Origin of the sequence: Gordonia alkanivorans NBRC 16433 (genome assembly GCF_000225505.1) — a bacterium.
GTDB classification, from domain to species: Bacteria; Actinomycetota; Actinomycetes; order Mycobacteriales; family Mycobacteriaceae; genus Gordonia; species Gordonia alkanivorans.
Genome location: NZ_BACI01000028.1, coordinates 1 through 21,045, shown reverse-complemented (window position 1 = coordinate 21,045; position 21,045 = coordinate 1). Strand labels below are relative to the sequence as shown.

Annotated in this window: 23 protein-coding genes; 7 read left to right on the top strand and 16 right to left on the bottom strand. The window is 67.3% G+C overall.

Annotated features, from left to right (window positions below):
* The 7 genes from smpB to GOALK_RS03970 all read right to left on the bottom strand — a co-directional run.
* A partial coding sequence (gene smpB, locus GOALK_RS04000) for an SsrA-binding protein SmpB (RefSeq protein WP_006357513.1) occupies nucleotides 1-347 on the bottom strand: 347 nt, incomplete at its 3' end.
* A gap of 87 nt (nucleotides 348-434) precedes the next feature.
* Nucleotides 435-1,343: a permease-like cell division protein FtsX gene (gene ftsX, locus GOALK_RS03995; RefSeq protein ID WP_006357512.1), complete on the bottom strand. Its 909-nt coding sequence runs from the start codon at nucleotides 1,341-1,343 to the stop codon at nucleotides 435-437.
* Between the two features lie 55 nt (nucleotides 1,344-1,398).
* Complete coding sequence (gene ftsE, locus GOALK_RS03990; protein WP_006357511.1) at nucleotides 1,399-2,085, bottom strand: cell division ATP-binding protein FtsE; 687 nt, start codon at nucleotides 2,083-2,085, stop codon at nucleotides 1,399-1,401.
* Between the two features lie 89 nt (nucleotides 2,086-2,174).
* The gene (locus tag GOALK_RS03985; protein ID WP_006357510.1) at nucleotides 2,175-2,660 is read right to left on the bottom strand and encodes an Rv3103c transmembrane domain-containing protein; all 486 of its coding nucleotides are present in this window, start codon (nucleotides 2,658-2,660) and stop codon (nucleotides 2,175-2,177) included.
* A complete protein-coding gene (locus tag GOALK_RS03980) occupies nucleotides 2,660-3,625 on the bottom strand; it encodes a mechanosensitive ion channel family protein (RefSeq protein ID WP_006357509.1) in 966 nt (321 codons plus the stop codon). Before GOALK_RS03980 ends, GOALK_RS03985 begins: the two co-directional genes overlap by 1 nt.
* Nucleotides 3,622-4,737, bottom strand: coding sequence for a peptide chain release factor 2 (gene prfB, locus GOALK_RS03975; protein ID WP_040003986.1), 1,116 nt, complete (start codon nucleotides 4,735-4,737; stop codon nucleotides 3,622-3,624). The genes GOALK_RS03980 and prfB overlap by 4 nt, the downstream gene beginning before the upstream one ends.
* Nucleotides 4,738-4,815: 78 nt before the next feature.
* Nucleotides 4,816-5,217: a hypothetical protein gene (locus tag GOALK_RS03970; RefSeq protein WP_006357507.1), complete on the bottom strand. Its 402-nt coding sequence runs from the start codon at nucleotides 5,215-5,217 to the stop codon at nucleotides 4,816-4,818.
* A 19-nt stretch (nucleotides 5,218-5,236) separates the two neighbouring features.
* Between GOALK_RS03970 and hisN the strand changes: the two genes are divergently transcribed.
* Nucleotides 5,237-6,067, top strand: coding sequence for a histidinol-phosphatase (gene hisN / locus GOALK_RS03965; RefSeq protein ID WP_006357506.1), 831 nt, complete (start codon nucleotides 5,237-5,239; stop codon nucleotides 6,065-6,067).
* A 48-nt stretch (nucleotides 6,068-6,115) separates the two neighbouring features.
* Here the strand turns inward: hisN and GOALK_RS03960 are convergent, their stop codons facing one another.
* Complete coding sequence (locus GOALK_RS03960) at nucleotides 6,116-6,775, bottom strand: MBL fold metallo-hydrolase (protein ID WP_006357505.1); 660 nt, start codon at nucleotides 6,773-6,775, stop codon at nucleotides 6,116-6,118.
* Nucleotides 6,776-6,793: 18 nt separating this feature from the next.
* Nucleotides 6,794-7,252, bottom strand: a complete 459-nt coding sequence (locus GOALK_RS03955) for a DUF2752 domain-containing protein (RefSeq protein WP_006357504.1) — start codon at nucleotides 7,250-7,252, stop codon at nucleotides 6,794-6,796.
* A 161-nt stretch (nucleotides 7,253-7,413) separates the two neighbouring features.
* Here GOALK_RS03955 and GOALK_RS03950 point away from each other — a divergent pair, with 161 nt between their 5' ends.
* Both GOALK_RS03950 and GOALK_RS03945 read left to right on the top strand, forming a co-directional pair.
* The gene (locus GOALK_RS03950; protein WP_040003985.1) at nucleotides 7,414-8,781 is read left to right on the top strand and encodes an acyl-CoA dehydrogenase family protein; all 1,368 of its coding nucleotides are present in this window, start codon (nucleotides 7,414-7,416) and stop codon (nucleotides 8,779-8,781) included.
* A gap of 26 nt (nucleotides 8,782-8,807) precedes the next feature.
* Complete coding sequence (locus tag GOALK_RS03945; protein WP_006357502.1) at nucleotides 8,808-10,031, top strand: acyl-CoA dehydrogenase family protein; 1,224 nt, start codon at nucleotides 8,808-8,810, stop codon at nucleotides 10,029-10,031.
* Nucleotides 10,032-10,110: 79 nt separating this feature from the next.
* On the opposite strand, the gene GOALK_RS03940 is transcribed toward GOALK_RS03945, so the two are convergent.
* The 5 genes from GOALK_RS03940 to GOALK_RS03920 all read right to left on the bottom strand — a co-directional run bounded on the left by GOALK_RS03940 (nucleotide 10,111) and on the right by GOALK_RS03920 (nucleotide 13,931).
* Nucleotides 10,111-10,491: a fluoride efflux transporter FluC gene (locus GOALK_RS03940; RefSeq protein ID WP_006357501.1), complete on the bottom strand. Its 381-nt coding sequence runs from the start codon at nucleotides 10,489-10,491 to the stop codon at nucleotides 10,111-10,113.
* Nucleotides 10,476-10,940: a fluoride efflux transporter CrcB gene (crcB, locus tag GOALK_RS03935; protein WP_006357500.1), complete on the bottom strand. Its 465-nt coding sequence runs from the start codon at nucleotides 10,938-10,940 to the stop codon at nucleotides 10,476-10,478. Before crcB ends, GOALK_RS03940 begins: the two co-directional genes overlap by 16 nt.
* Before the next feature lie 15 nt (nucleotides 10,941-10,955).
* Nucleotides 10,956-11,438 carry a DUF6790 family protein gene (locus GOALK_RS03930; protein WP_006357499.1) on the bottom strand — a complete coding sequence of 161 codons (483 nt, stop codon included), beginning with the start codon at nucleotides 11,436-11,438 and terminating at the stop codon, nucleotides 10,956-10,958.
* A gap of 14 nt (nucleotides 11,439-11,452) precedes the next feature.
* The gene (locus tag GOALK_RS03925; RefSeq protein ID WP_040003984.1) at nucleotides 11,453-13,333 is read right to left on the bottom strand and encodes a propionyl-CoA synthetase; all 1,881 of its coding nucleotides are present in this window, start codon (nucleotides 13,331-13,333) and stop codon (nucleotides 11,453-11,455) included.
* A gap of 154 nt (nucleotides 13,334-13,487) precedes the next feature.
* The gene (locus GOALK_RS03920; RefSeq protein ID WP_006357497.1) at nucleotides 13,488-13,931 is read right to left on the bottom strand and encodes a MarR family winged helix-turn-helix transcriptional regulator; all 444 of its coding nucleotides are present in this window, start codon (nucleotides 13,929-13,931) and stop codon (nucleotides 13,488-13,490) included.
* Nucleotides 13,932-14,004: 73 nt separating this feature from the next.
* Here GOALK_RS03920 and GOALK_RS03915 point away from each other — a divergent pair, with 73 nt between their 5' ends.
* The gene (locus GOALK_RS03915; RefSeq protein WP_006357496.1) at nucleotides 14,005-14,961 is read left to right on the top strand and encodes an alpha/beta fold hydrolase; all 957 of its coding nucleotides are present in this window, start codon (nucleotides 14,005-14,007) and stop codon (nucleotides 14,959-14,961) included.
* Between the two features lie 45 nt (nucleotides 14,962-15,006).
* Here GOALK_RS03915 and GOALK_RS23030 read toward each other — a convergent pair whose 3' ends face one another.
* Nucleotides 15,007-15,612 (bottom strand): universal stress protein, encoded by a 606-nt coding sequence (locus GOALK_RS23030; RefSeq protein ID WP_006357495.1) that lies wholly within the window; start codon nucleotides 15,610-15,612, stop codon nucleotides 15,007-15,009.
* A 165-nt stretch (nucleotides 15,613-15,777) separates the two neighbouring features.
* Between GOALK_RS23030 and GOALK_RS03905 the strand changes: the two genes are divergently transcribed.
* Complete coding sequence (locus GOALK_RS03905; RefSeq protein ID WP_035750978.1) at nucleotides 15,778-16,947, top strand: sensor histidine kinase; 1,170 nt, start codon at nucleotides 15,778-15,780, stop codon at nucleotides 16,945-16,947.
* Nucleotides 16,944-17,630, top strand: coding sequence for a response regulator (locus GOALK_RS03900; RefSeq protein WP_006357493.1), 687 nt, complete (start codon nucleotides 16,944-16,946; stop codon nucleotides 17,628-17,630). Before GOALK_RS03905 ends, GOALK_RS03900 begins: the two co-directional genes overlap by 4 nt.
* Nucleotides 17,631-17,746: 116 nt before the next feature.
* Here the strand turns inward: GOALK_RS03900 and GOALK_RS03895 are convergent, their stop codons facing one another.
* Complete coding sequence (locus GOALK_RS03895; protein WP_006357492.1) at nucleotides 17,747-18,982, bottom strand: helix-turn-helix domain-containing protein; 1,236 nt, start codon at nucleotides 18,980-18,982, stop codon at nucleotides 17,747-17,749.
* A gap of 162 nt (nucleotides 18,983-19,144) precedes the next feature.
* On the opposite strand from GOALK_RS03895, the gene GOALK_RS03890 reads away from it, so the two are divergent.
* The gene (locus GOALK_RS03890; protein WP_006357491.1) at nucleotides 19,145-20,983 is read left to right on the top strand and encodes a flavin-containing monooxygenase; all 1,839 of its coding nucleotides are present in this window, start codon (nucleotides 19,145-19,147) and stop codon (nucleotides 20,981-20,983) included.
* The last annotated feature ends 62 nt before the right edge of the window (nucleotides 20,984-21,045 follow it).

Below are 21,045 nucleotides of genomic sequence, written 5' to 3'. Positions count from 1 at the left end.
CCATCGCTGAAGTACATCGACAGCGGCACGAGCGTGAGGTTGCCGTCGCGGATCTTGCCGATCAGGTTGTCTATCTCGCGCCGATGCATCAGCAGCTTCCGCTTGCGTCGAACCGAGTGGTTGGTCCACGAGCCCTGGCCGTACTCGGCGATGTGCAGGGCGTGCAGCCAGACCTCGCCGTCGTCGATCGTGGCGAACGCATCCACGAGTGACGCCTTACCGGCGCGCAGGCTCTTCACCTCGGTTCCGACGAGGACGATGCCGGCCTCGTAGACGTCGAGGATGGTGTAGTTGTGCCGCGCCTTGCGGTTCGACGCAATCACGTTGCGTCCCTTTTCCCTGGGCATCGAGCACTCACCTCCTCGTGGATCGACGGTTGGCAGGGTCGAATAGACCGTAGTCAAGCCTGTGTGGAACGCCGGCGGCGGGTCCGCTCATTCCCGGACGTACACACGAAGGGTGACATAAGCCGTTGCGCCCGCCAACACGATTCCGCCGAGAATCAACCACGGCGCCACGAACAAGACGTCCGTGAGCTCGATGCGGGCGAAGAAGCTGACGCCGTAGAGCTCCTTCAGCGCGGTGTCGAAGAAGAACTTCTTCGCCAGCAGCAGTCCACCGATTGCCAGCAACGCACCCGCAAGGGCGGACACCACCGCCTCCAACAGGAACGGCAACTGCGTGTACCACCGCGTCGCGCCCACCAGGCGCATGATCGACACCTCGGTGCGTCTGGTGAACGCCGCGATCTGGACGGTGTTGATGATCAACAGGATCGCCGCGACCGCGAGCACCGAGGCGATCGCGAACGTCGCGTTGCGCACCCCGTCGAGCACACTGAAGATGCGTTGCACCAGTTTGCGGTCGTCCTTGAATGCGTCCACGCCCAGGTCTTTTCGGCCCGCGTACTCGGTGAGCACCGCATCGAACTGGGCGGGATCGGAGACCCGCACCCGCAGCGACGCCGGAAGCGTGCCCTCGACGATGTTCTCGGCGAGGTCGGGGTTGTTCGCGAAGATCTCCTTCGCGCGCTTGTAGGCCTCGTCCTTGTCGAGGTACGTCACCGAGGTGACGCCCGGTTCGTTCTCGAGTCCCCGTCGCAGCTGAGCACACGGATCGGCTTCGCACTGCGGATCGCGCTCGGTGACTTCGGGATTGAGGTAGAACTCCATCTCGACCCGGTCGAGGAAGATCTTCTGGCTCTTGTCGGCCATCTGGATCACCAACAGACCGCCGCCGAACATTCCCAGCGTGATCGCCGTGGTGATGATCATCGCGATGGTCATGGTCGCGTTGCGGCGCAGTCCCTTGAGAACCTCGCTGATGATGAAATTCGCTCGCATGCTTGCTCAGACGTCCTTGGGGGTCGTTGTTGTGTGTCGGAAGTTGGCTGAGCCGTCAGCCGATTCCGTACACACCCTGCGGGTCGTTGCGCACGAGCTGCCCGTTGTCGAATTCGAGGACGCGGCGGCGCATCGCGTCGACGATGTGCCGGTCGTGGGTGGCCATGACCACCGTGGTGCCCCGACGGTTGACGCGGTCGAGGACGTCGACGATCTCCTCGCTGGTCTCGGGATCGAGGTTTCCGGTCGGCTCGTCGGCCAGCAACACGAGCGGGCGGTTGACGATCGCGCGGGCGATGGCCACGCGCTGCATCTCGCCACCGGACAGCTCGTTGGGCATGCGGTCGTGCTTGCCCTCGAGACCGACGTACTCGAGCACCTCGGGCACGACGCGCTGGATCGTCGACTTCGGCCGGCCGATCACCTCGAGCGCGAAGGCGACGTTCTCGGCGACCGTCTTCTTCTGGAGCAGCCGGAAGTCCTGGAAGACACAGCCGATGGACTGTCGTAGCTTCGGTACCGAACGGGCCGGCATCTTGTTGACGTGGAACTCACCGAGGTACACGTCGCCGCTCGTGGGCCGGTCCTCCTTGAGCAGCAGCCGGAAGAACGTCGACTTGCCCGAGCCGGACGGACCGATCAGGAACGCGAACTCCCCTTTGTCGACCTCGAAGCTCAAATCCTTCAGAGCCGGCCGAGAGGATGCCTTGTACTGCATCGTGACGTTCTCCAGCTTGATCACGATGAGCCAGTGTAACGACGACGCCTGAGAGTCCGTTCAGGCGCGACGCACTGCGTCGAAGAAGGCACTGACCTGCGGTTGCGTGGGCGTCAGCGTGTCGGAACCGGAGTGGTCGGCGTCGGGGCGCCGAAATTCGGGATCTCGACGCCCGGCAGACCGGGGATGGTGTTGCGCGGGGCGGACTGCTGTGACGGGGACCGGGTCTCCCCCGGCGGCAGCGGCGCGTCGGTCCCGCCCTCGACCCCCGGCTCACCGGTCGTCGACCCCGACGGCGTCTTCGAGGTGGACTCCTCGTAGGTCGTCGACGGCAACGGCTCCTCGTAGGTGGGCTCCTCGACGACCTGCGATGTCCTCGGCGCGGGCCGCGGCGGTTCCGGCGAGACGATGCCGTAGCGCTGCGAGGTGTAGCCGTAGAGGACACAACAGAGGATGAAAACCACGAGGAGGATCGCGGTGCTGATGCGGATCGACGTCCGTCCGATGTGCTGATCCCATCGAAAGCTGCGCCGACGACGACCGTCGTCCTGGCCACCCGACCCCGACTGGTCGGACTGATTCTCCTGGGACCCGGCCATCACTCGTCCTCGTCCCGGTCGCGACCGGTCTGATCGGCCAGGGTCGCCGGCGGTCCGCCCGCGGCCTGGACCTCACGCCCGGCAGGCACCATGATCCCCTCGCGGGCGAGGGCCCGGATGATGTGAACACGCAGCGCACGGCCCACCTCGAACTGCTTGCCCGGTAGGGTCCGCGTCACCATGCGCACGGTGATGGAGTCGAGTTCGAGGTTGATCACGCCCAGCGACGACGGCGCGTCGAGCAGTATGTCGTGCCAGCGCGGCAGCTCGTAGAACTGGTGCCCGACCCGGTCGAGGGTGTCGTTGACGAGCCCGATGTCGGCCTCGGACGGCACCGGCACGTCGACGACGGCGCGCGCCCAGTCCTTCGACAGGTTGGTGGCCTTGATGATCTGGCCGTTGGGGACGGTGATGACCTCACCCTCGGTGGTGCGAAGCTTGGTCACCCGCAAGGTCACGTCCTCGACGGTTCCCTCGGCCGGGGCGTTGCCGGTCACCGTCAGGTTCACCACATCGCCGTAACCGTATTGCTTCTCGGCGACGACGAAGAATCCGGCCAGGATGTCCTGCACGATGCGCTGCGCGCCGAAACCGAGGGCCGCGCCGATGACCGCGGTCGGGCCGGTGAGGCCGCTGAGCGGGATCCCGAACACTCCCAGGATATGGATGACGACGACGATGGCGATGCCCACGATCAGCGTCCACGCCACCACGTCGACCAGCGCCCGTCGGTGTTTGGCGTCCTCGGTCTGCACGATCAGGTCGCTGGTGGAGAACCTCGTCTCCACCCGAGCGGCATATTTGCCGGCAAACCATCGGATGACGCGGGCCAGCAGCACGGCCCCGAGAATCCAGATGACGATCTCGAGGCCGCTGGTGGCCAGCCAGACATAAACCCGACCGATGAGGAGTTCGGTCGGGGACGGCGCAGCGGCCAGCAGCTCGAGTCCGGGCTGCACGATCACGCCTCGGCGGACGCCATACGCCAGCGGATACCGGCCTCGATGAACTTGTCCAGCTCGCCGTCGAGGACCGCGGTCGGGTTGTTGTCCTCCACGCCGGTTCGCAGGTCCTTGACCATCTGGTACGGGTGCAGCACGTAGGAACGCATCTGGTTACCCCAGCTCGAGCCGCCGTCGCCCTTGAGGGCGTCGAGTTCGGCGCGCTCCTCCTGACGCTTGCGCTCGAGGAGCTTGGCCTGCAGCACGCGCATCGCCGACGCCTTGTTCTGCAGCTGACTCTTCTCGTTCTGACAGGTCACGACGATGCCGGTCGGGATGTGCGTCAGGCGCACCGCGGAGTCGGTGGTGTTGACCGACTGACCACCGGGGCCCGATGAGCGGTAGACGTCGACCTTGATGTCGTTCTCGTCGACGTCGATGTGGTCGGTGGTCTCGACCACCGGCAGCACCTCGACCTCGGCGAACGAGGTCTGACGGCGACTCTGGTTGTCGAAGGGGCTGATCCGTACGAGGCGGTGGGTGCCCTGCTCCACGGACAGGGTGCCGTACATGTAGGGCGCCTTCACGGCGAAGGTGGCGGATTTGAGTCCGGCTTCTTCGGCATAAGAGGTGTCGTAGACCTCGACGCCGTAGCCCTTCTGTTCGGCCCAGCGGATGTACATGCGCATCAGCATCTGCGCCCAGTCGGCGGCGTCGACGCCACCGGCGCCGGAACGGATGTTGACCACGGCCTCGCGGGAGTCGTACTCACCCGCGAGCATCGTCTTGACCTCCATGGCCTCGATGTCGGCGCGCAGGCCGGCCCGCTCCTGGTCTGCGTCGGCCAGGGCCGCGGCCCTGTCCTCACCCTCCTCGGACTCGGCGAGCTCGTAGTGCACGGGCAGATCGTCGAGGCGCTGGCGAAGCTCGGAGACCTTGCGTAGTTCGGACTGTGCGTGCGACAGCTCGCTGGTGACCTTCTGCGCGTGGTCCTGGTCGTTCCACAGGTCCGGATCCGAGGCCTGCATCTCCAGCTCGTCGATGCGACGGCGGAGCTCCTCGAGGTCGAGCACCTTTTCCACGGTGGTCAGGGTGGCGTCGAGGGATTCGAGGTCTGCGGTCACGTCGGGATGCACAATCATCCAGAGTACCGGCCGCGGGCCGGGTCAGGCAGGGTCAGGCCCCGCAGTTCAGAAGCCGCCGGGTCCCGCGGTTCAGATTCCGCCGGGTCCCGCGGGCGGCTGCGGATCGGGCAGGACGCCGAACTGCCAGGACGTCACCGCCTTGTTCGGCTTGTAGATCACCGGCAGGTCGTCACCCACCTGCGGCCACGGATCGTCGGGTCCGAGCACGAGGGTTCCGTACACCTCGGTCGGGTTGGTCTCGGGTCCGACGATGGTTCCGGTGATGGTGTGGAAACGCTGCCCGTTCTTGTCGGCGGCGCTCTGCGGATCGGACTGGTTGTCGGAGACGCCGACGATCGTCAGCGTGCCCTGCACGTACTGCGAGGCCTTCCCTGCGGACATGGCCCGCGGATTGCGTCCCCGCTGCCACTGCAGGACCAGCACCACCACCAGTGCAGCCAGCAACAGGGTGAACGTCACGGTGAGCAGCATGAGGGCTACCCTACCGGGCATGTCCGCCGACTCCGGTCCGAGAAACCCCAGCACCTCACAGAGCTACGACGACGACCTCGAACTCGCGCTGTCGCTCGCCGACTCCGCCGACGCGCTGACCACGGACCGGTTCGGGGCGGTCGACCTCCGCGTCGACGACAAGCCCGACCTCACGCCCGTCTCCGACGCCGACCTCGCCTGCGAGACACTCATCCGCGAACGGCTCGCCGCCCGCCGGCCCGCCGACATGGTTCTCGGTGAGGAGTTCGGCGGGGACGCCACCCTGTCCGGCCGTCAGTGGGTCATCGACCCCATCGACGGCACCAAGAACTTCGTGCGCGGCGTCCCGGTCTGGGCCACGCTGATCGCCCTGCTCGTCGACGGCGTGCCCACCGTCGGCGTGGTGTCCGCCCCAGCCCTGCGCCGGCGCTGGTGGGCCGCCACGGGGCTCGGCGCCCACACCTGCTTCGACGGCGAGGACGCCCGCGAACTCTCGGTGTCCGGAGTCGGCGACCTCTCCTCGTCGAGCCTGGCCTTCTCGAGCCTGTCGGGCTGGGCCGACCGCGGCATCCGCGACCGCTTCGTCGACCTCACCGACCAGGTCTGGCGCGTTCGCGGCTACGGCGACTTCTTCAACTACTGCCTCGTCGCCGAGGGCGCGGTCGACATCGCCGCCGAACCCGAGGTCTCCCTCTGGGACCTCGCCCCCCTCGACATCCTCGTCCGCGAGGCAGGCGGCAAGTTCACCGCACTCGACGGGACCCCCGGCCCCGCCGGTGGCAGCGCCGTCGCCAGCAACGGACTCCTCCACGACGAGGTGCTCGCCGCGCTCAGCCCATCCGCTCCCTGACGTGCGAGGAGCGATAAGCGACGAGCCACGCAGGGCCGGTGAGCCGACCTACAGTTCGGTACCGGCTTCCTCGTCGAGCACCTTGAACTCGGTCGCCTCGTCCTTCATGTCGGCCAGCCGCGCATAGTGGACGGCGGACCCGGCGTCGGACAAGACCGCCTGGTGGATCGGCACGGCGACCCGCGGCGCCATCGCGCGGAGGTAGTCGACCGATTCGCTGAGCTTCATCCACGGCGCGGCCGACGGCAACGCGAGGACGTCGACCTGCTCGAAGGGGATGTAAAACGAGTCGCCCGGATGCATGAACTGTCCCGGCTTCTCGGCGGTGCCCAGGATGTAGGCGACGTTGTCGATGACCGGGATCTCCGGGTGGATGACCGCGTGCCGGCCGCCGGTGAATCGTGCGGTGAGCGAACCGATCTCGATCTGGTGGCCACCGCGCGCCGCGGTCCAGGCGCCGGCCACGTTGTCGCCGTTGAGCTGCGCGGTGGTCTGCGGGTCGGCGTAGAGGACGGCGTCGGGGTTGGCAGCGACGAGGTCGGGCAGCTTCGCGACGTCGCAATGGTCGGGGTGCTGGTGGGTGATGAGGATGGCGTCGAGACCGTTGATGCCCTCGAAGCCGTGCGAGAAGTTGCCCGGATCGAAGAGCACCTTGGTCCCGTCGATCTCGACGAGCAGACAGGAGTGGCCGAAGTGGGTGATCTGCATACGTCCACTCTGCCTTCTTCACACCACGATCGGGAAGATCCCCCACCCCGCCGCGGCGTCGACCACGCGCACCAGTCCGTAGGTCAACCACGTCCCCAGGAGGACGGCGCCCGCACGACCCAGCACGACGTCGCGCCAGCCCTCGAGCGGAGACCTCCTCCGCCGCACCAGGGTTGCGACCGCGACGACAACGGTGACGACCGTCAGGACGAGCAGGATCGGACCGAAGACGTTGAAGCGGAACGACGCCCCGACGTCGCCGTGCATGAAGGCCACCCAGCTGCGGGTGAGTCCACACCCCGGGCACGGCAGGCCCGTCATCATCGCGAACGGGCAGATTCCCGGACCATCGGCGATCCCGGCAGGCGTGAACACGCAGGCGGCTCCGACAGCAGCGGCGCCGGCGAGTCCGACGACCGCCGCGCCCAGTGCGCCGCTCGACGATAAGCGCAGGTCGGAGCGGGCTTGCACGGTCACCCGGCCAGCCTAGCGCGCAGGCCGTACGACGGTGTCGGAGAAGTAGGTGACAAACTTCTTACTACGGAGTAAGGTCTGGACTTACTACCGAGTAAGATCGGTCCGCAAAGTCCTGTGCAGAGGCCCCTGACCGGGGCGACTGGAAGAAACGGCTGGTGATCATGACAACTCACACCGAACCGCGCGACACCTCCGCAGTCGGCCGAAACCCACATCCCCGCAACTTCATCGGCACCGCGATGCGGGTGCTCTCGACGGTGACGGGTTCGGAGTTCGCCGAGAAATACAAGATCCGCGAGCCCATCAACCGCGTGGCCTACCAGGCCACCAAGACCGGGTTCCAGACCCTCGGCGCGGCGAACCGCGCGTTCAAGTCCGTCCAGGGCGGTTCGGGTGACGCCAAGCGTCTGACCACCGCGCCCAAGGACTACTTCAACCTCACGCCCGACGACGAGCAGCAGATGATCGCGGAGACGGTGAAGGACTTCGCCACCGAGATCCTGCGCCCCGCCGCGTACGACGCCGACGCCGCAGCCACCGCGCCCGAGGACATCGTGAAGCGCTCGGCCGAGCTGGGCATCACGATGATCAACGTGCCCGAGGATTTCGACGGCGCGGCCACCGAGCGCGGCGTGGTCACCAACGCACTCGTCGCCGAGGCGATGGCCTACGGCGACATGGGTCTGGCTCTCCCGCTGCTCGCACCGAGCGGCGTCGCCACCACCCTCACCAACTTCGGCACCGACTCCCAGCAGCGCACCTACCTGCCCGACTTCGCCGGCGAGAACGTGCCGCAGTCGGCTGTCGTCATCGCCGAGCCGAAGCCGCTGTTCGACGCATTCGCGTTGAGCACCAAGGCAACCCGCGTTCCCAGTGGCTACCGCCTGAACGGCGTGAAGTCCTTCGTCCCCGCCGCCGGGTCATCGGAGCTGTTCGTCGTCGGCGCGCAGCTCGACGGCAAGCCCGCCCTGTTCCTCGTCGAGTCGGACTCCAAGGGCCTCATCGTCGAAGCCGATCCCGGCATGGGCGTCCGCGCCGCCGGAATGGGTCGCCTGCTCCTGCAGGATGTCGCCGTCCCGGAGTCGGCGCTGCTCGCTGGCGAGGGCGACGCCGCCCACGCCGCATACCGCGACGTCGTACGCCTGTCGCGCCTGGGCTGGTCGGCACTCGCTGCCGGTACCGCGCGCGCCGTTCTCGACTACGTCATCCCCTACGTCAACGAGCGCGAGGCGTTCGGCGAGCCGATCTCCAACCGCCAGGCGGTGGCGTTCATGGTCGCGAACATGGCCACCGAGGTCGACTCGATCCGGCTGGTCACGCTGCGCGGCGCCGCCCGCGCCGAGCAGGGCCTGAGCTTCGCCCGCGAAGCGGCCCTCGCTCGCAAGCTCACCATCGACAAGGGGCTGCAGATCGGCCTCGACGGCGTCCAGCTCCTCGGCGGCCACGGCTTCACCAAGGAGCACCCGGTCGAGCGCTGGTACCGCGACCTGCGTGGCGCCGGTATCGGCGAAGGCATCGTCGTCCTCTAGACCGCTTGTGACCCAAGGAATCTGACATGAGCATCAATCTCGAACTCCCGAAGAAGCTGCACGTCACCATCGATCAGGCACATCAGGCGGCGGCGGAGATCTTCCGGCCCATTTCGCGCAAATACGATCTGCGCGAACACGATTACCCGGTCGAGCTCGACACCCTGGCCAGCCTGTACGACGGCCTCTCGGAGACCGGGCAGGCCGGCGCGGGCGCCGACGGCGGCCGCAGCCAGCAGAAGAAGGCCAAGCCCAAGGCCGAGGGCCAGGTCGTCAACGGCGGCAACATGCAGTCCGTCGTGAACGTCATGGAGACCTCGTGGGGCGACGTGGGCCTCATGCTGTCCATTCCCTATCAGGGCCTGGGCAACTCGGCGATCGCCGCGGTCGCCACGGACGAGCAGCTCGAGCAGTTCGGCAAGGTGTGGGCCGCAATGGCCATCACCGAACCCAGCTTCGGCTCCGACTCGGCCGCGGTGAGCACCACCGCGACGCTCGACGGCGACGAGTACGTCATCAACGGCGAGAAGATCTTCGTGACCGCCGGCTCGCGTGCCACCCACATCGTCGTGTGGGCGACCGTCGACAAGAGCCTCGGCCGTGCCGCCATCAAGAGCTTCGTGGTCCCGCGTGAGCACCCCGGCGTGGAAGTCGTTCGCCTGGAACACAAGCTGGGTATCCGCGTCTCCGACACCGCGGTCATCCGCTTCGAGAACTGCCGCATCCCCAAGGAGAACCTGCTCGGCTCCCCCGAGGTCGACACCAAGAAGGGGTTCGGCGGGGTCATGCAGACCTTCGACAACACGCGCCCCCTCGTCGCGGGTATGGCCGTCGGTGTCGCGCGTGCGGCACTCGAGGAGCTGCGCCATATCCTCGACGAGGCCGGGGTCGAGGTCGACTACGACCGTCCGGCCGCCGACCAGCACGCCGCGGCCGCCGAGTTCCTGCGCATGGAAGCCGATTTCGAGGCCGCCTACCTGCACACCATGCGCGCCGCGTGGATGGCCGACAACAAGCAGCCGAACTCGACCGAGGCGTCGATGTCGAAGGCCAAGGCCGGACGCACCGTCACCGACATCACCAACAAGGTGGTCGAGCTGACCGGCACCCTCGGCTACTCGGAGCGCCTTCTGGTGGAGAAGTGGGCGCGCGACTCCAAGATCCTGGACATCTTCGAGGGCACCCAGCAGATCCAGAACCTCATCATCGCCCGCCGCGTGCTCAACAAGAGCAGCGCCGAGCTCAAGTGAGCTTCTGAGACAAGCGCATTCGTGCCCCGCGACCTCCCATCGAGGTGCGGGGCCGAATCGGTGTAGCGGCGCGTCTGTCTCAGACCGCCCAGACCAAGGCCAATCCCGCCGCGCACGCCGCCACCGAAGCGAGCAGGGTCACGAGGGCGTACGCGCCGGCGACCAATCGCTGCCTGTTCTCCGCCAGCCGGACGACCTCGAAGCTGGCGGTGCTGAAAGTGGTGTAGCCGCCGCAGAATCCGGTCCCGATGACCGCCTGCAGCTCGTGTGGCGCACCGCGGAAGAGCACGAGTCCGGCGAGTACGCCGAGCAGCGCCGAGCCGCTCACGTTGATGACGAAGGTGCCCCACGGCGTGATGGTCGGCCACTTCCACTTGACCGCGCCGTCGACGACGAAGCGCATCACCGCGCCCAGAGCTCCCGCCACCATGACGGCCAGCGCGATCAACGTCGTGCCCATCGGGTCGCTGATCTCGAGGCGAGCGTGATGCCACCGGCTGCCGCCAGCAGGCCGAGGACGACGCTGACCGCTGCGTACGCAAGTGCCGTCGCGGCCGCCGAGGCTCGGGTCAGTTCCGAGATCTCCAGGGCGAAGGTGCTGTAGGTCGTCAGCGCCCCGCAGATTCCGGTGCCACCGAACAACCTCACCCGCTGTCGCCATCCCTCGTCATGCCCCAACCGGGCAAGCAGTTCCAGCAGCGCACCGAGAATGAAAGCACCGATGATGTTGACCGCGAAGGTCGCCCACGGCCAGTGTCCCTCGACGGTGGGGAACGTCTCCTCCGCCCAGTACCGCACACCCGTACCGATCAGTCCGCCCGCGAACACCCACACCAGGGCGTGCACGCGCAGGTGCAGCGGACGTTCGTCGGGGTCGACGGGGAGTTCGCCGTGCTTGTCCACATGCACGCGACCCAGTCTGCGCTAGGTGACGACCGTGTACAACACGACCAGGTAGACCGGCACCAGGACATCGAAGAAGAAGATCGGTCCGGCATTGCCCGGCTTGAAGTTTCGCCTGGTCACCATCTCCCGCACGTGCCCGACCGCGGCGCCGAGGTAGAACACGGAGAACGCGATGATCGTGGCCAGGGTGAACTCGTCGTCGAACCCCGATGCGATGACACCCAGGACTCCGGTCGCGAGACTCGCGAGCCCGACTTCCCACTGCCACGGCGTCTTCGACGGCCAGCCGATCGACTCCGCGATCGGCTCGCCGAAGAACATGTGTCCGCAGCCGGTCATCCAACCCTGTACGCCGATCATCCACAGCACCGAGTTCTCGAGCAGATCCCGGCCGAGATCACCTCCCGGTGACAGCAGATCGATCACCGTCATGACGATCGTGCCGACGAGCCCGACGAACGGGACGACGGCTATCGCGGTACGGAGGACGCGGTCACGCACAGCGTCGGGCCTCCTCAGCCCTTCAACTGTTCGGCCAGCGCGGTCAGTACATCCGGGTCCTCGATGGTCGACGGCACCGTGTACTCCTCGTGGTCAGCGATCTGGCGCATCGTCTTGCGCAGGATCTTGCCCGACCGCGTCTTGGGCAGAGCGGGAACCACGGTGACGTCACGGAAGGTCGCGACCGCGCCGATCTCGTTGCGCACCTTGGCCACCAGCTCGCTGCGCAGCGTGTCTGCGTCGATGTCGACGCCCGACTTGAGCACCACGTAACCACTGGGACGCTGCCCCTTGAGGTCGTCGTGGATGCCGATGACCGCGCATTCGGCGACGGCCGGATGCGACGCCACCACCGCCTCGATACTTCCGGTCGAAAGTCGGTGTCCGGCAACGTTGATCACGTCGTCGGACCGGCCGAGGACGAACACGTAGCCGTCTTCGTCGATGTATCCGGAGTCGCCGGTCAGGTAGTAGCCGTCGAAGGCCGCCAGGTAGGACTTGCGGTAGCGATCCTCGTCGCGCCACAGGCCGGCGAGCGTGCCCGGAGGGAGCGGCAGCTCGATGACGATGCTGCCCTCTTCGCCGGCGGACACCGGCTTGCCCTCGGCATCGACGACGCCCACCGCATAGCCCGGTACCGGCACGGTGGGCGAACCCGCCTTGATCGGCATCGGTTCCAGGCCGCGGAGATTCGCCGCGATCGCCCAGCCGGTCTCGGTCTGCCACCAATGGTCGACGACCGGGACGCCGAGGGTCTCCGACGCCCAGGTGAACGTGTCGGGGTCGAGTCGCTCGCCTGCGGCGAACAGCGTCTGCAGGGTCGACACGTCGTACTTCGTCAGTTCCGCGGCATTCGGGTCGGCCTTGCGGACGGCGCGGATCGCGGTCGGCGCGGTGAAGAGTGCCTTCACTCCGTGGTCGGCGATGACCCGCCAGAACGCGCCGGCGTCCGGGGTTCCGACCGGCTTGCCCTCGTACATCACGGTCGTCGCACCGACGAGCAGCGGCGCGTAGACGATGTAGGAGTGGCCGACGACCCAGCCGACGTCGGAGGCCGTCCACCACACGTCACCCGCGGAGATGTCATAGATGTTCTTCATCGACCAGGTCAGCGCGACGGCATGGCCCCCGTTGTCGCGGACCACGCCTTTGGGCTTACCGGTCGTGCCGGAGGTGTAGAGGATGTAGAGCGGATCTGTTGCGGCAACCGGTACCGGATCGGCGGCCTGCGCGTCGGCCATCGCCGCATCCCAGTCCACCCAGCCGTCGTGATCGGCCGCGGAACCGGCGATCTCGGGACGGTCCTTGACGATGACCGTCTGCGGCGCATCGGCCGACAGTTCGACCGCCTTGGCCACCATCGGCAGGTACTCGACCGCGCGGCCCGGCTCGAGGCCACCGGACGCGGTGACGATCGCGACCGGTTCGGCGTCGTCGATGCGAGTGGCGAGTTCGGGTGCGGCGAAGCCGCCGAAGACCACCGAGTGCACCGCACCGATCCGCGCGCAGGCCAGCATCGCGATCGCGGCCTCCGGGATCATCGGCATGTAGATGACGACGCGGTCGCCTGCGGTGATGCCACGGGCGGCGAGCACGCCCGCGAAACGCGACACCTCGTCGAGCAGTTCGGCGTAGGTGTAGCGGCGGACCTCGCCGACCATCGCCGAGTCCCAGATGAGTGCGGTGCAGTCCCCCTGACCGGCTGCGACGTGGCGGTCGAGGGCGTTGTACGAGGTGTTCAGCTCCGCGCCGGGAAACCAGCGGTAGAACGGCGCGGCGGAGTCGTCGAGAGCGAGTGCGGGCTCGGTGGTCCAGTCGACGGCTTTGGCGGCCTCGAGCCAAAAGCCTTCGCGGTCGCTGACCGCCTGGGTGAATGCCTCGCTGTACCGGCCCATGGCCATCCTTTCGTCCTCACGCGCATGGCAGGACACCCACACGTGTCACGCCGCCCCTAGAGCGTATCGGTGTGACGCCCGACACCGAATCAGTTCTCGTGACCTGCGCCGACCGGTAGCCCGGACGCGACGAACGGTTGCCCGCGGTGCTCGATCAGATCTGCCGCAACTCCCCCACCGCGTCGGTGACCTGGTCGAGGAAGGACCTGACGGTGTCGAGGTCAGCCGCCGAGAAGCCGTCGGCGACGGCACGAACTCGGTCGATGAGCGGCCCGAAGAACGCCCACCCCATCTCCCGGGCCTGCTCGGTGACGTGCAGCGTGACCCGTCGACGGTCGGATTCGTCGCGTGCTCGCGAGACGAGACCGCGGCCCTCCAGCCGATCGATCAACGCGGTCGTCGACGCGGAGTTGAGCCCGAGGTGACCGGCGAGCCAGCCTGGGGTCGCGACCTCCTCGGCCCTCGAGCGGTCGAGCAGGGCGATGAGGGCACGCACATCGGTGGCGTGCAGGACGTTTCGCGCCGCAAACTCGGACCCGAGCAACTCCAGCTCGACGGTCAGGGACCGCAGGCGGTGGACCAGGTCGTCGTTTGCCACGCAATCACTTTACGACATTCGCTCGATAATCTAATCTCTCGATCATCGAGATATATGGTCATCGGAGGCACGCATGGCACGACCGTCACTGCAGGAATTCGCCGACTCCCCCGACGGCGCTGGGTTCTTCGCCGCCTACGACGCACTCATCGCCCGCGGAGGCGCTCGCCCGATCGACATCGAGACCGGTTACGGAGTGACTCGCGTCAACAGCTACGGCACCGCATCGGACGCGCCGATCGTCCTGCTCCCGGGCGGCGGCGGCACGTCCGCGTCGTACGTGAACGTGGCCGGACGTCTCGCGGAGAGGCGCCGGGTTCATGCGGTCGACATCATCGGCGACGCCGGCCGCTCTCGCCCAGGACCCGGCCGGCCACGCACCGCCGACGAACTGATGGCCTGGCTGGACGCGACGCTAGACGACCTCGGACTCGAAACCGTTGACCTGGTCGGCCATTCATACGGCGCGATGATCGCCCTGGCCTACGCGACCGGCATCAACCACGAGCGGGTGCGGCGACTCGTCCTCCTCGACCCGACTACGTGCTTCGCGGGCCTGCGGTTGGGCTACCTCACCCACGCGTTGCCGACGCTCCTCGCCCCGAACCCGGAGCGGCAGCGCCGATTCCTGTCGTGGGAGACCCGCGACGCCACCCTCGACCGCACGTGGATCGAGATGTACTGGGCCGGAGCACGCTTCCCCACCGGCCGGACAATCGTCCCCAAACGCCCTTCATCAGAAGCGCTCTCGAGGTTGGCCGGCGGCAAGAACGTCACCGCGGTGTTCGCACCACACAGCAGGGCACATGACTCGGCCCGCGTCTCTGCTCGGGTTCGGCAGTACTTACCCGATGCGCGGACCGTGATGCTGCCCAGCGGAACTCATCACACGCTGCCGCTCGAGCCCGCGGACGAGATCATGACCGCGCTGCTCGACGCGGTCGAACCTGCGGAGGAGTGTGTCGAAGGGAATCAGTACAGGATCTTGCGGTCTCCACCACCAGGATCGGATGCCCGACGATCTCCCTGAGACGTGCCTCATCGGTGATGCGCATGTGCACATACTCCCAAGCGTTCAGCGGGAGGCAAGGCCGCGTTGCGGAACGGTCCATCCCGGTGTCCAGCGGAGGGTGCGGAGCGATGCCTCCCGGGTCGTGAACCGGCGACGGTGATGCCGTGTCCCATCGGTGACGACGAGATCCACCTCGGCATCGAGGTGCCGGGCGAGGGACCTCGCCGTCCACCCGGGCCGACGACCGGAGGTACCGAGCACGACCGCCCCGGCGCCGAAGCGCTCGACAGCCCGCTGCATCACCGCGACCGGGTCGCCGAGGTCGGTGGCCGTCACCACCGATCGCGCGCCGAGCCAGATCGCGAGTTCACGCGCGGTCCGCAGCTGCTCGGCGACCGTGGCCTGCCCGCTCAGCAGGTAGGACTCGTCCTTGAGTGCATCGTGAAGTCCGGTCGGGGCCTCGTCTCGCCGGCTGCGTCGTGTCGCGCAGACCAGAATCACGTCGGACGTCCCTCCGGTCGCGCGCACGGCGGTCTTGATGGCCCGACGCGACGCCTCGCTTCCGGAGACGCCGACGACCACCGGGCGTCCCGCGGACAGTCCGTGTAGTTCCGGAACAGCGGGTGACGCGACCCATTGCGGGCCGTTGGGTCCGGGGAGCAGCATCATCGTCTCGTCCTCTCGCCAGTGATGTAAACGTGCTGCTCACAACGCTATGGAGGCGAAGACCCCGAATCGCCATGCTGTGGGATGAACTGACATCCACCCGTGGGTGGAGGTCGGAATCCATCGGTGGGAGGAAGCGGGCGCGGGCTGCGGACCTATTCTGGAACGGTGACGAGCTTCACAGCAGACCTCGGAGCCGAACTGCGGCGTCGGGTCGAACGCGCCGGCGGAGACTATCCCCCGCTGTACCCCGCGGTGATCCTGTCGGCGAGCGTGGTCGTCACGGCGGTCGCGGTGGCGCAGCGATACCCGTTCGATCATCTCGGCTGGGTGATCGCGGGACTCGTGCTCGCATGCCTGACACTCGTCCTCGATCTCAGCGTGCCGCCGTCGACGTACGTCTGCTTCACCGTGCTGGCGAGCACTCTGTGTTTCCTGATGGCCCCGGTACCCAACGATGCCGCGCCCCTGCAGTTGACCCTCACGGCGGCCATCGGTGCCGCGATGTACTCACTGCGCACCGGAATCCGCGTCGCGGTCGTGTGCGTCGCGTTGGTCGTGGCGTTCGGAATTTTCGGTGGCCTCGAGTCCCCCGCGTTGTACGCGCTCGGCGTCGCCTGCGGTTGGCTGATCGGATACATGGTCCTGATCCAGAAACGTCTGTCCGACAACCGCGCCCGGGTCCTGCGTGAGCGTGCCGATCGCGCCGCCAGCGACGAACGCCGCCGCATCGCGCGCGAGATCCACGACGTCATCGCGCACTCGCTGTCGATCACCATGCTCAACGTCACCGGCGCGCGGCGCGCACTGGAACAGGATCGCGACGTCGACGATGCGATCGACGCCCTGACCGACGCCGAACGCCAGGGCCGGCAGGCCATGTCCGAGATCCGGAACATCGTGCACGTGCTCGGCGCGAACGAGACACAGCCGCCCACGACTCCGCCCAGCGATCGCGATCTCGCCGCGCTGATCGACGACTACCGGAAGGCGGGCATCCACGTCTCCCACCGCGTGGACGGCGACCTCGCCGCGCTCCCCGATCCGGTCTCCGCTGCCCTGTACCGGATCACGCAGGAGTCCCTCGCCAACGTCGTCAAACACTCGACCGCCAACCGGGCCACGGTGAGCGTCACTGTGGGCGACTCGGTCGAGATCACCATCGAGAACCCACACTTCGGCGGACGGGCGAGAGATCGCGACGGCGCCGGGATCGACGGCATGACGCAACGGGCCGCCTTGCTCGGCGGCACCTTCGAGACCTGCCACGACAACGGGACCTGGACCGTACGGGCCACGCTCCCGGCCCGGGTCATGACCGACGGGATCGGCGTATGACCTCCACCGGTCCCACCGACATCGGCACCGACCCGATCCGAGTCCTCCTGGTCGACGACCAGGAACTGGTCCGCACCGGACTCCGACGCATACTCCGCCCTCGGGACGGTTTCGACATCGTCGGCGAATGTGCCGACGGCTCAGAGGTTCTCGCGGCGGTAGCCGAACACCGACCGGACATCGTGGTGATGGATCTGCGCATGCGGAACATCGACGGCATCACCGCCACGACGATGTTGCGGACACTCCGCGAACCCCCGCCGGTGCTCGTACTGACCACCTTCGACGACGACGATTTGCTGTCCGGCGCACTGCGTGCCGGCGCCGCGGGTTTCATCCTGAAGGACTCGTCGGCAGAGGCCCTGATCTGGGCGGTCCGGGCCGTGGTCCGCGACGGCGCCTTCCTTGATCCCGCCGTCACCGAACGTGTCCTGAACGGTTTCCGACGCGCCGGGCGTGAGCAGACCTCGATCGCACCGGATCTGACCGACCGCGAGACCGACGTCCTGCGTCTGATCGCCCGCGGCCTGACGAACGGCGAAATCGGTTCGGCACTGGGCATTTCGCAGGTGACGGTGAAGACTCACGTGAACCACATCTTCACCAAGCTCGACCTGCGGGACCGCGCCGCGGCGATCGTCTACGCCTACGACCGGGGACTCGTCCTGGCCGAGTACGACTGACCGGGAGCCACTGGAATCCGCCCCTCAAACGCACCCTCAGCAGGGCTGTCGACGACGACATGTCCGCGGTGACGCTCCAGGTGTGTTGATCTCAGGAGCGGTTTGCAGGGCAGTTCTCAGCCGGCCAGGCGCACCTCGACGCCGTCTGCGAAGCGGTACGGTCCCGCCATCAGCAGACCGCCGAAACGCTTGCGCAGCCGGGACATCTCGGCGCGGACGGTCACCGTCCGATCGTCGACGCCGAAGAGGTGCGCCGACATCTGCGCAGCGGTCACCCCGCTACGGTGCCGCGCGAGAAAGGTGAGTATCTCACCGTGCCGGGGCGAACACCGATGGGTCCAGCCGCCACTGGCTCCCTCGACCGAGACCTCGACACACTCACCTCCGGAAGCGGCGACAACCGTTCGCATCGAGACCCGCGTCGTCGACGCATCCGCGGCATCGGCGACGCGCACGAGCCAGCCGCCCGGTAACGCTTCCACATCGCATTCGCCGAGTGCACCGAAGAAGGACCGGCCAGGTCCGACACCGCGCGGCAACAACAGCCGCGATCGTGGGGACACCGCATCGACAGCCGCCACCCAGCCGTCCACGTCGACGGCCAACGCCGGCCCCGGCGAGCGGGCGAGAATCGGCGCTGCGACCGCCCGGAGGCAATCGAGCCGTCGGTGATGCTGTTCCCGCAGCTGCGACTCGGCCAACCGCGCGACGGCATGTACGAGCGCCAGGGTGGTCGGGTGGATCGTTGCCGCCGGACCGCTGACGTCGACGACGCCGAGCACGTCTCCGGTCCGCGGGTCCTTGATCGGAGCTCCGGTGCACGTCCAGGAGTGGTGGCTGCGGACGAAGTGCTCGGCGGAGAACACCTGGATGGACTTGCCGGACATCAGTGCGGTGCCGATCGCATTCGTGCCCACCGAACCCTCTGCCCAGTCGGCGCCCTCGATGAACCCCAGCTGATCGGCACGACTGAGCACCCTCGACGACCCGCTGCGCCACAGCACGTGACCTCGTGCATCGGCGATGACCAGGATGTTGTCCCCGTCCGCGATCAACGAGTCCAGATTGCGTGCGAGTTCATCGACGACCTCGATCAGTCCCGACTGGCGTCGCCGCTCCTCGAGTTCTTCGAAGTCCAGGCCCCGCTCGACCGCGGTGTCGGCGTCCGGAGAGAGGCCTGCCCTGCGAAGCCGCTGCCACGAGTCGTCGATGACGGCCCGCGGACGTGCCGGCATCCGCCCACCCGACATAGCGGCGTCGTGGACGGCGCTGAGGACGTGGGCGAACTCCCGCGGATCGTCGCCGGCCTGTACGGCAGGCTCCAGATCGGAGACGTGGTCGGAAATCGTCATTACCAAGATTGTGCGTCACATCACAGAAGCGATGCAACGAGGGGACGGGTCGCAACGGACTGCAACCCTTGCCGGCGCGGGCACCCGAGGCGTCTGCTGTCCTCAGCAAGATTGTGGCCCGCGTCACTATCGGCGCCACCCCGAACTGTTTGAGGAGAGACGATGACCCAGACGATGGAGCCGGTTGTCAGCACCGGCCGCACCCCACAGCAGCGTGTCGACGCGTGGCTGCAGGAGTTCGAAGCTGCGCTGGCCGCGCTGGATGTCGGGCGTGCGACGAGTGCGTTCCTCACCGACAGCTACTGGCGCGATCTCACGGCATTCACCTGGAACATCAAGACGGTCGAGGGCCACGAGCAGATCAGCGACATGCTGACCGCACGCCTGGCCGACACCCGGCCGGCGGGCTTCGCGACGACCGAGGACGCCACCGATGACGGTGACGGCGTGGCGTCGGCCTTCCTCTCGTTCGAGACCGCCGTCGGACGCTGCGAGGGCCATGTACGCATCCGTCCGGACGCCGACGGCGTCGACCGCGCCTGGACGCTCCTCACGACCATGCAGGAGTTGAAGGGTTACGAGGAGAGCCGCGGTCCGACCCGCGTGCTCGGTGCCGTGCACGGTTCCGATCCGGACACCCGATCGTGGGCGGAGAAGAAGGCCGACGAGGAGCGCGAGCTCGGGCGGACTGCCCAGCCCTATGTCCTCGTGATCGGCGGCGGACAGGGCGGCATCGCGCTCGGGGCACGCCTTCGACAGCTCGGGGTGCCGTCGGTCGTCGTGGACCGTCACGACCGGCCCGGCGACCAGTGGCGTAAGCGTTACAAGTCCCTCTGCCTGCACGACCCGGTCTGGTACGACCACCTCCCTTATCTCCCCTTCCCCGAGAACTGGCCGGTGTTCGCACCCAAGGACAAGATCGGCGACTGGCTCGAGTTCTACACCAAGGTCATGGAGGTGCCCTACTGGAGCAAGACCACCTGCCTGTCGGCGAACTACGACGAGGACCAGGAACGCTGGACGGTCGAACTCGATCGCGACGGCGAACGCCTCACGCTCCACCCGACGCAGCTCGTACTCGCGACGGGCATGTCCGGTAAGCCCTCGATCCCCACGGTGCCGGGTCAGGACATCTTCGCCGGCGAGCAGCATCACTCCAGCCGGCACCCGGGTCCCGACGCCTACGCCGGCAAGAAGGTCGTCGTGATCGGGTCGAACAACTCGGCTCACGACATCTGCAAAGCCCTCGTCGACAACGGCGTCGACGCCACGATGGTGCAGCGCTCGTCGACGCATATCGTGAAGTCCGATTCGCTGCGGTCGATCGCCCTCGGCGGCCTATACAGCGAGGAGGCCGTCGCCTCCGGCATGACCACCAAGAAGGCCGACCTGACCTTCGCGTCGCTGCCCTACCGGATCATGCACGCGTTCCAGGTGCCGGTCTACAACCAGATCCGCGAGCAGGACAAGGAGTTCTACGACCGTCTCGAGGCGGCCGGCTTCAGACTCGACTTCGGTGACGACGACTCGGGCCTGTTCATGAAGTACCTACGACGCGGCTCGGGTTACTACATCGACGTCGGCGCCAGCGAGCTCATCGCCAACGGGACCATCAAGCTGGTTCAGGGACAGCTCGATCACCTCACCGAGAACTCCGTCGTGCTCGCCGACGGCACCGAGCTCGAGGCCGATGTCGTGGTCTACGCAACGGGGTTCGGATCGATGAACGGCTGGGCCGCTGACCTGATGGGACAGGACGTCGCCGACCGCGTCGGCAAGGTGTGGGGACTGGGATCGGACACCACGAAGGATCCCGGCCCGTGGGAGGGCGAGCAGCGCAACATGTGGAAGCCGACGCAGCAGCCTGGCCTCTGGTTCCACGGCGGCAACCTGCATCAGTCCCGGCACTACTCCCTCTACCTGGCACTCCAGCTGAAGGCTCGGTACGAGGGTCTCGACACTCCGGTCTACGGACTGGCCGAAGTGCATCACCTCAGCTGAGTACCTGAAGACGAGTAATGCCCCGTGACGAGGAGATCGCGGGGCATTCTCATGTCTGTGGC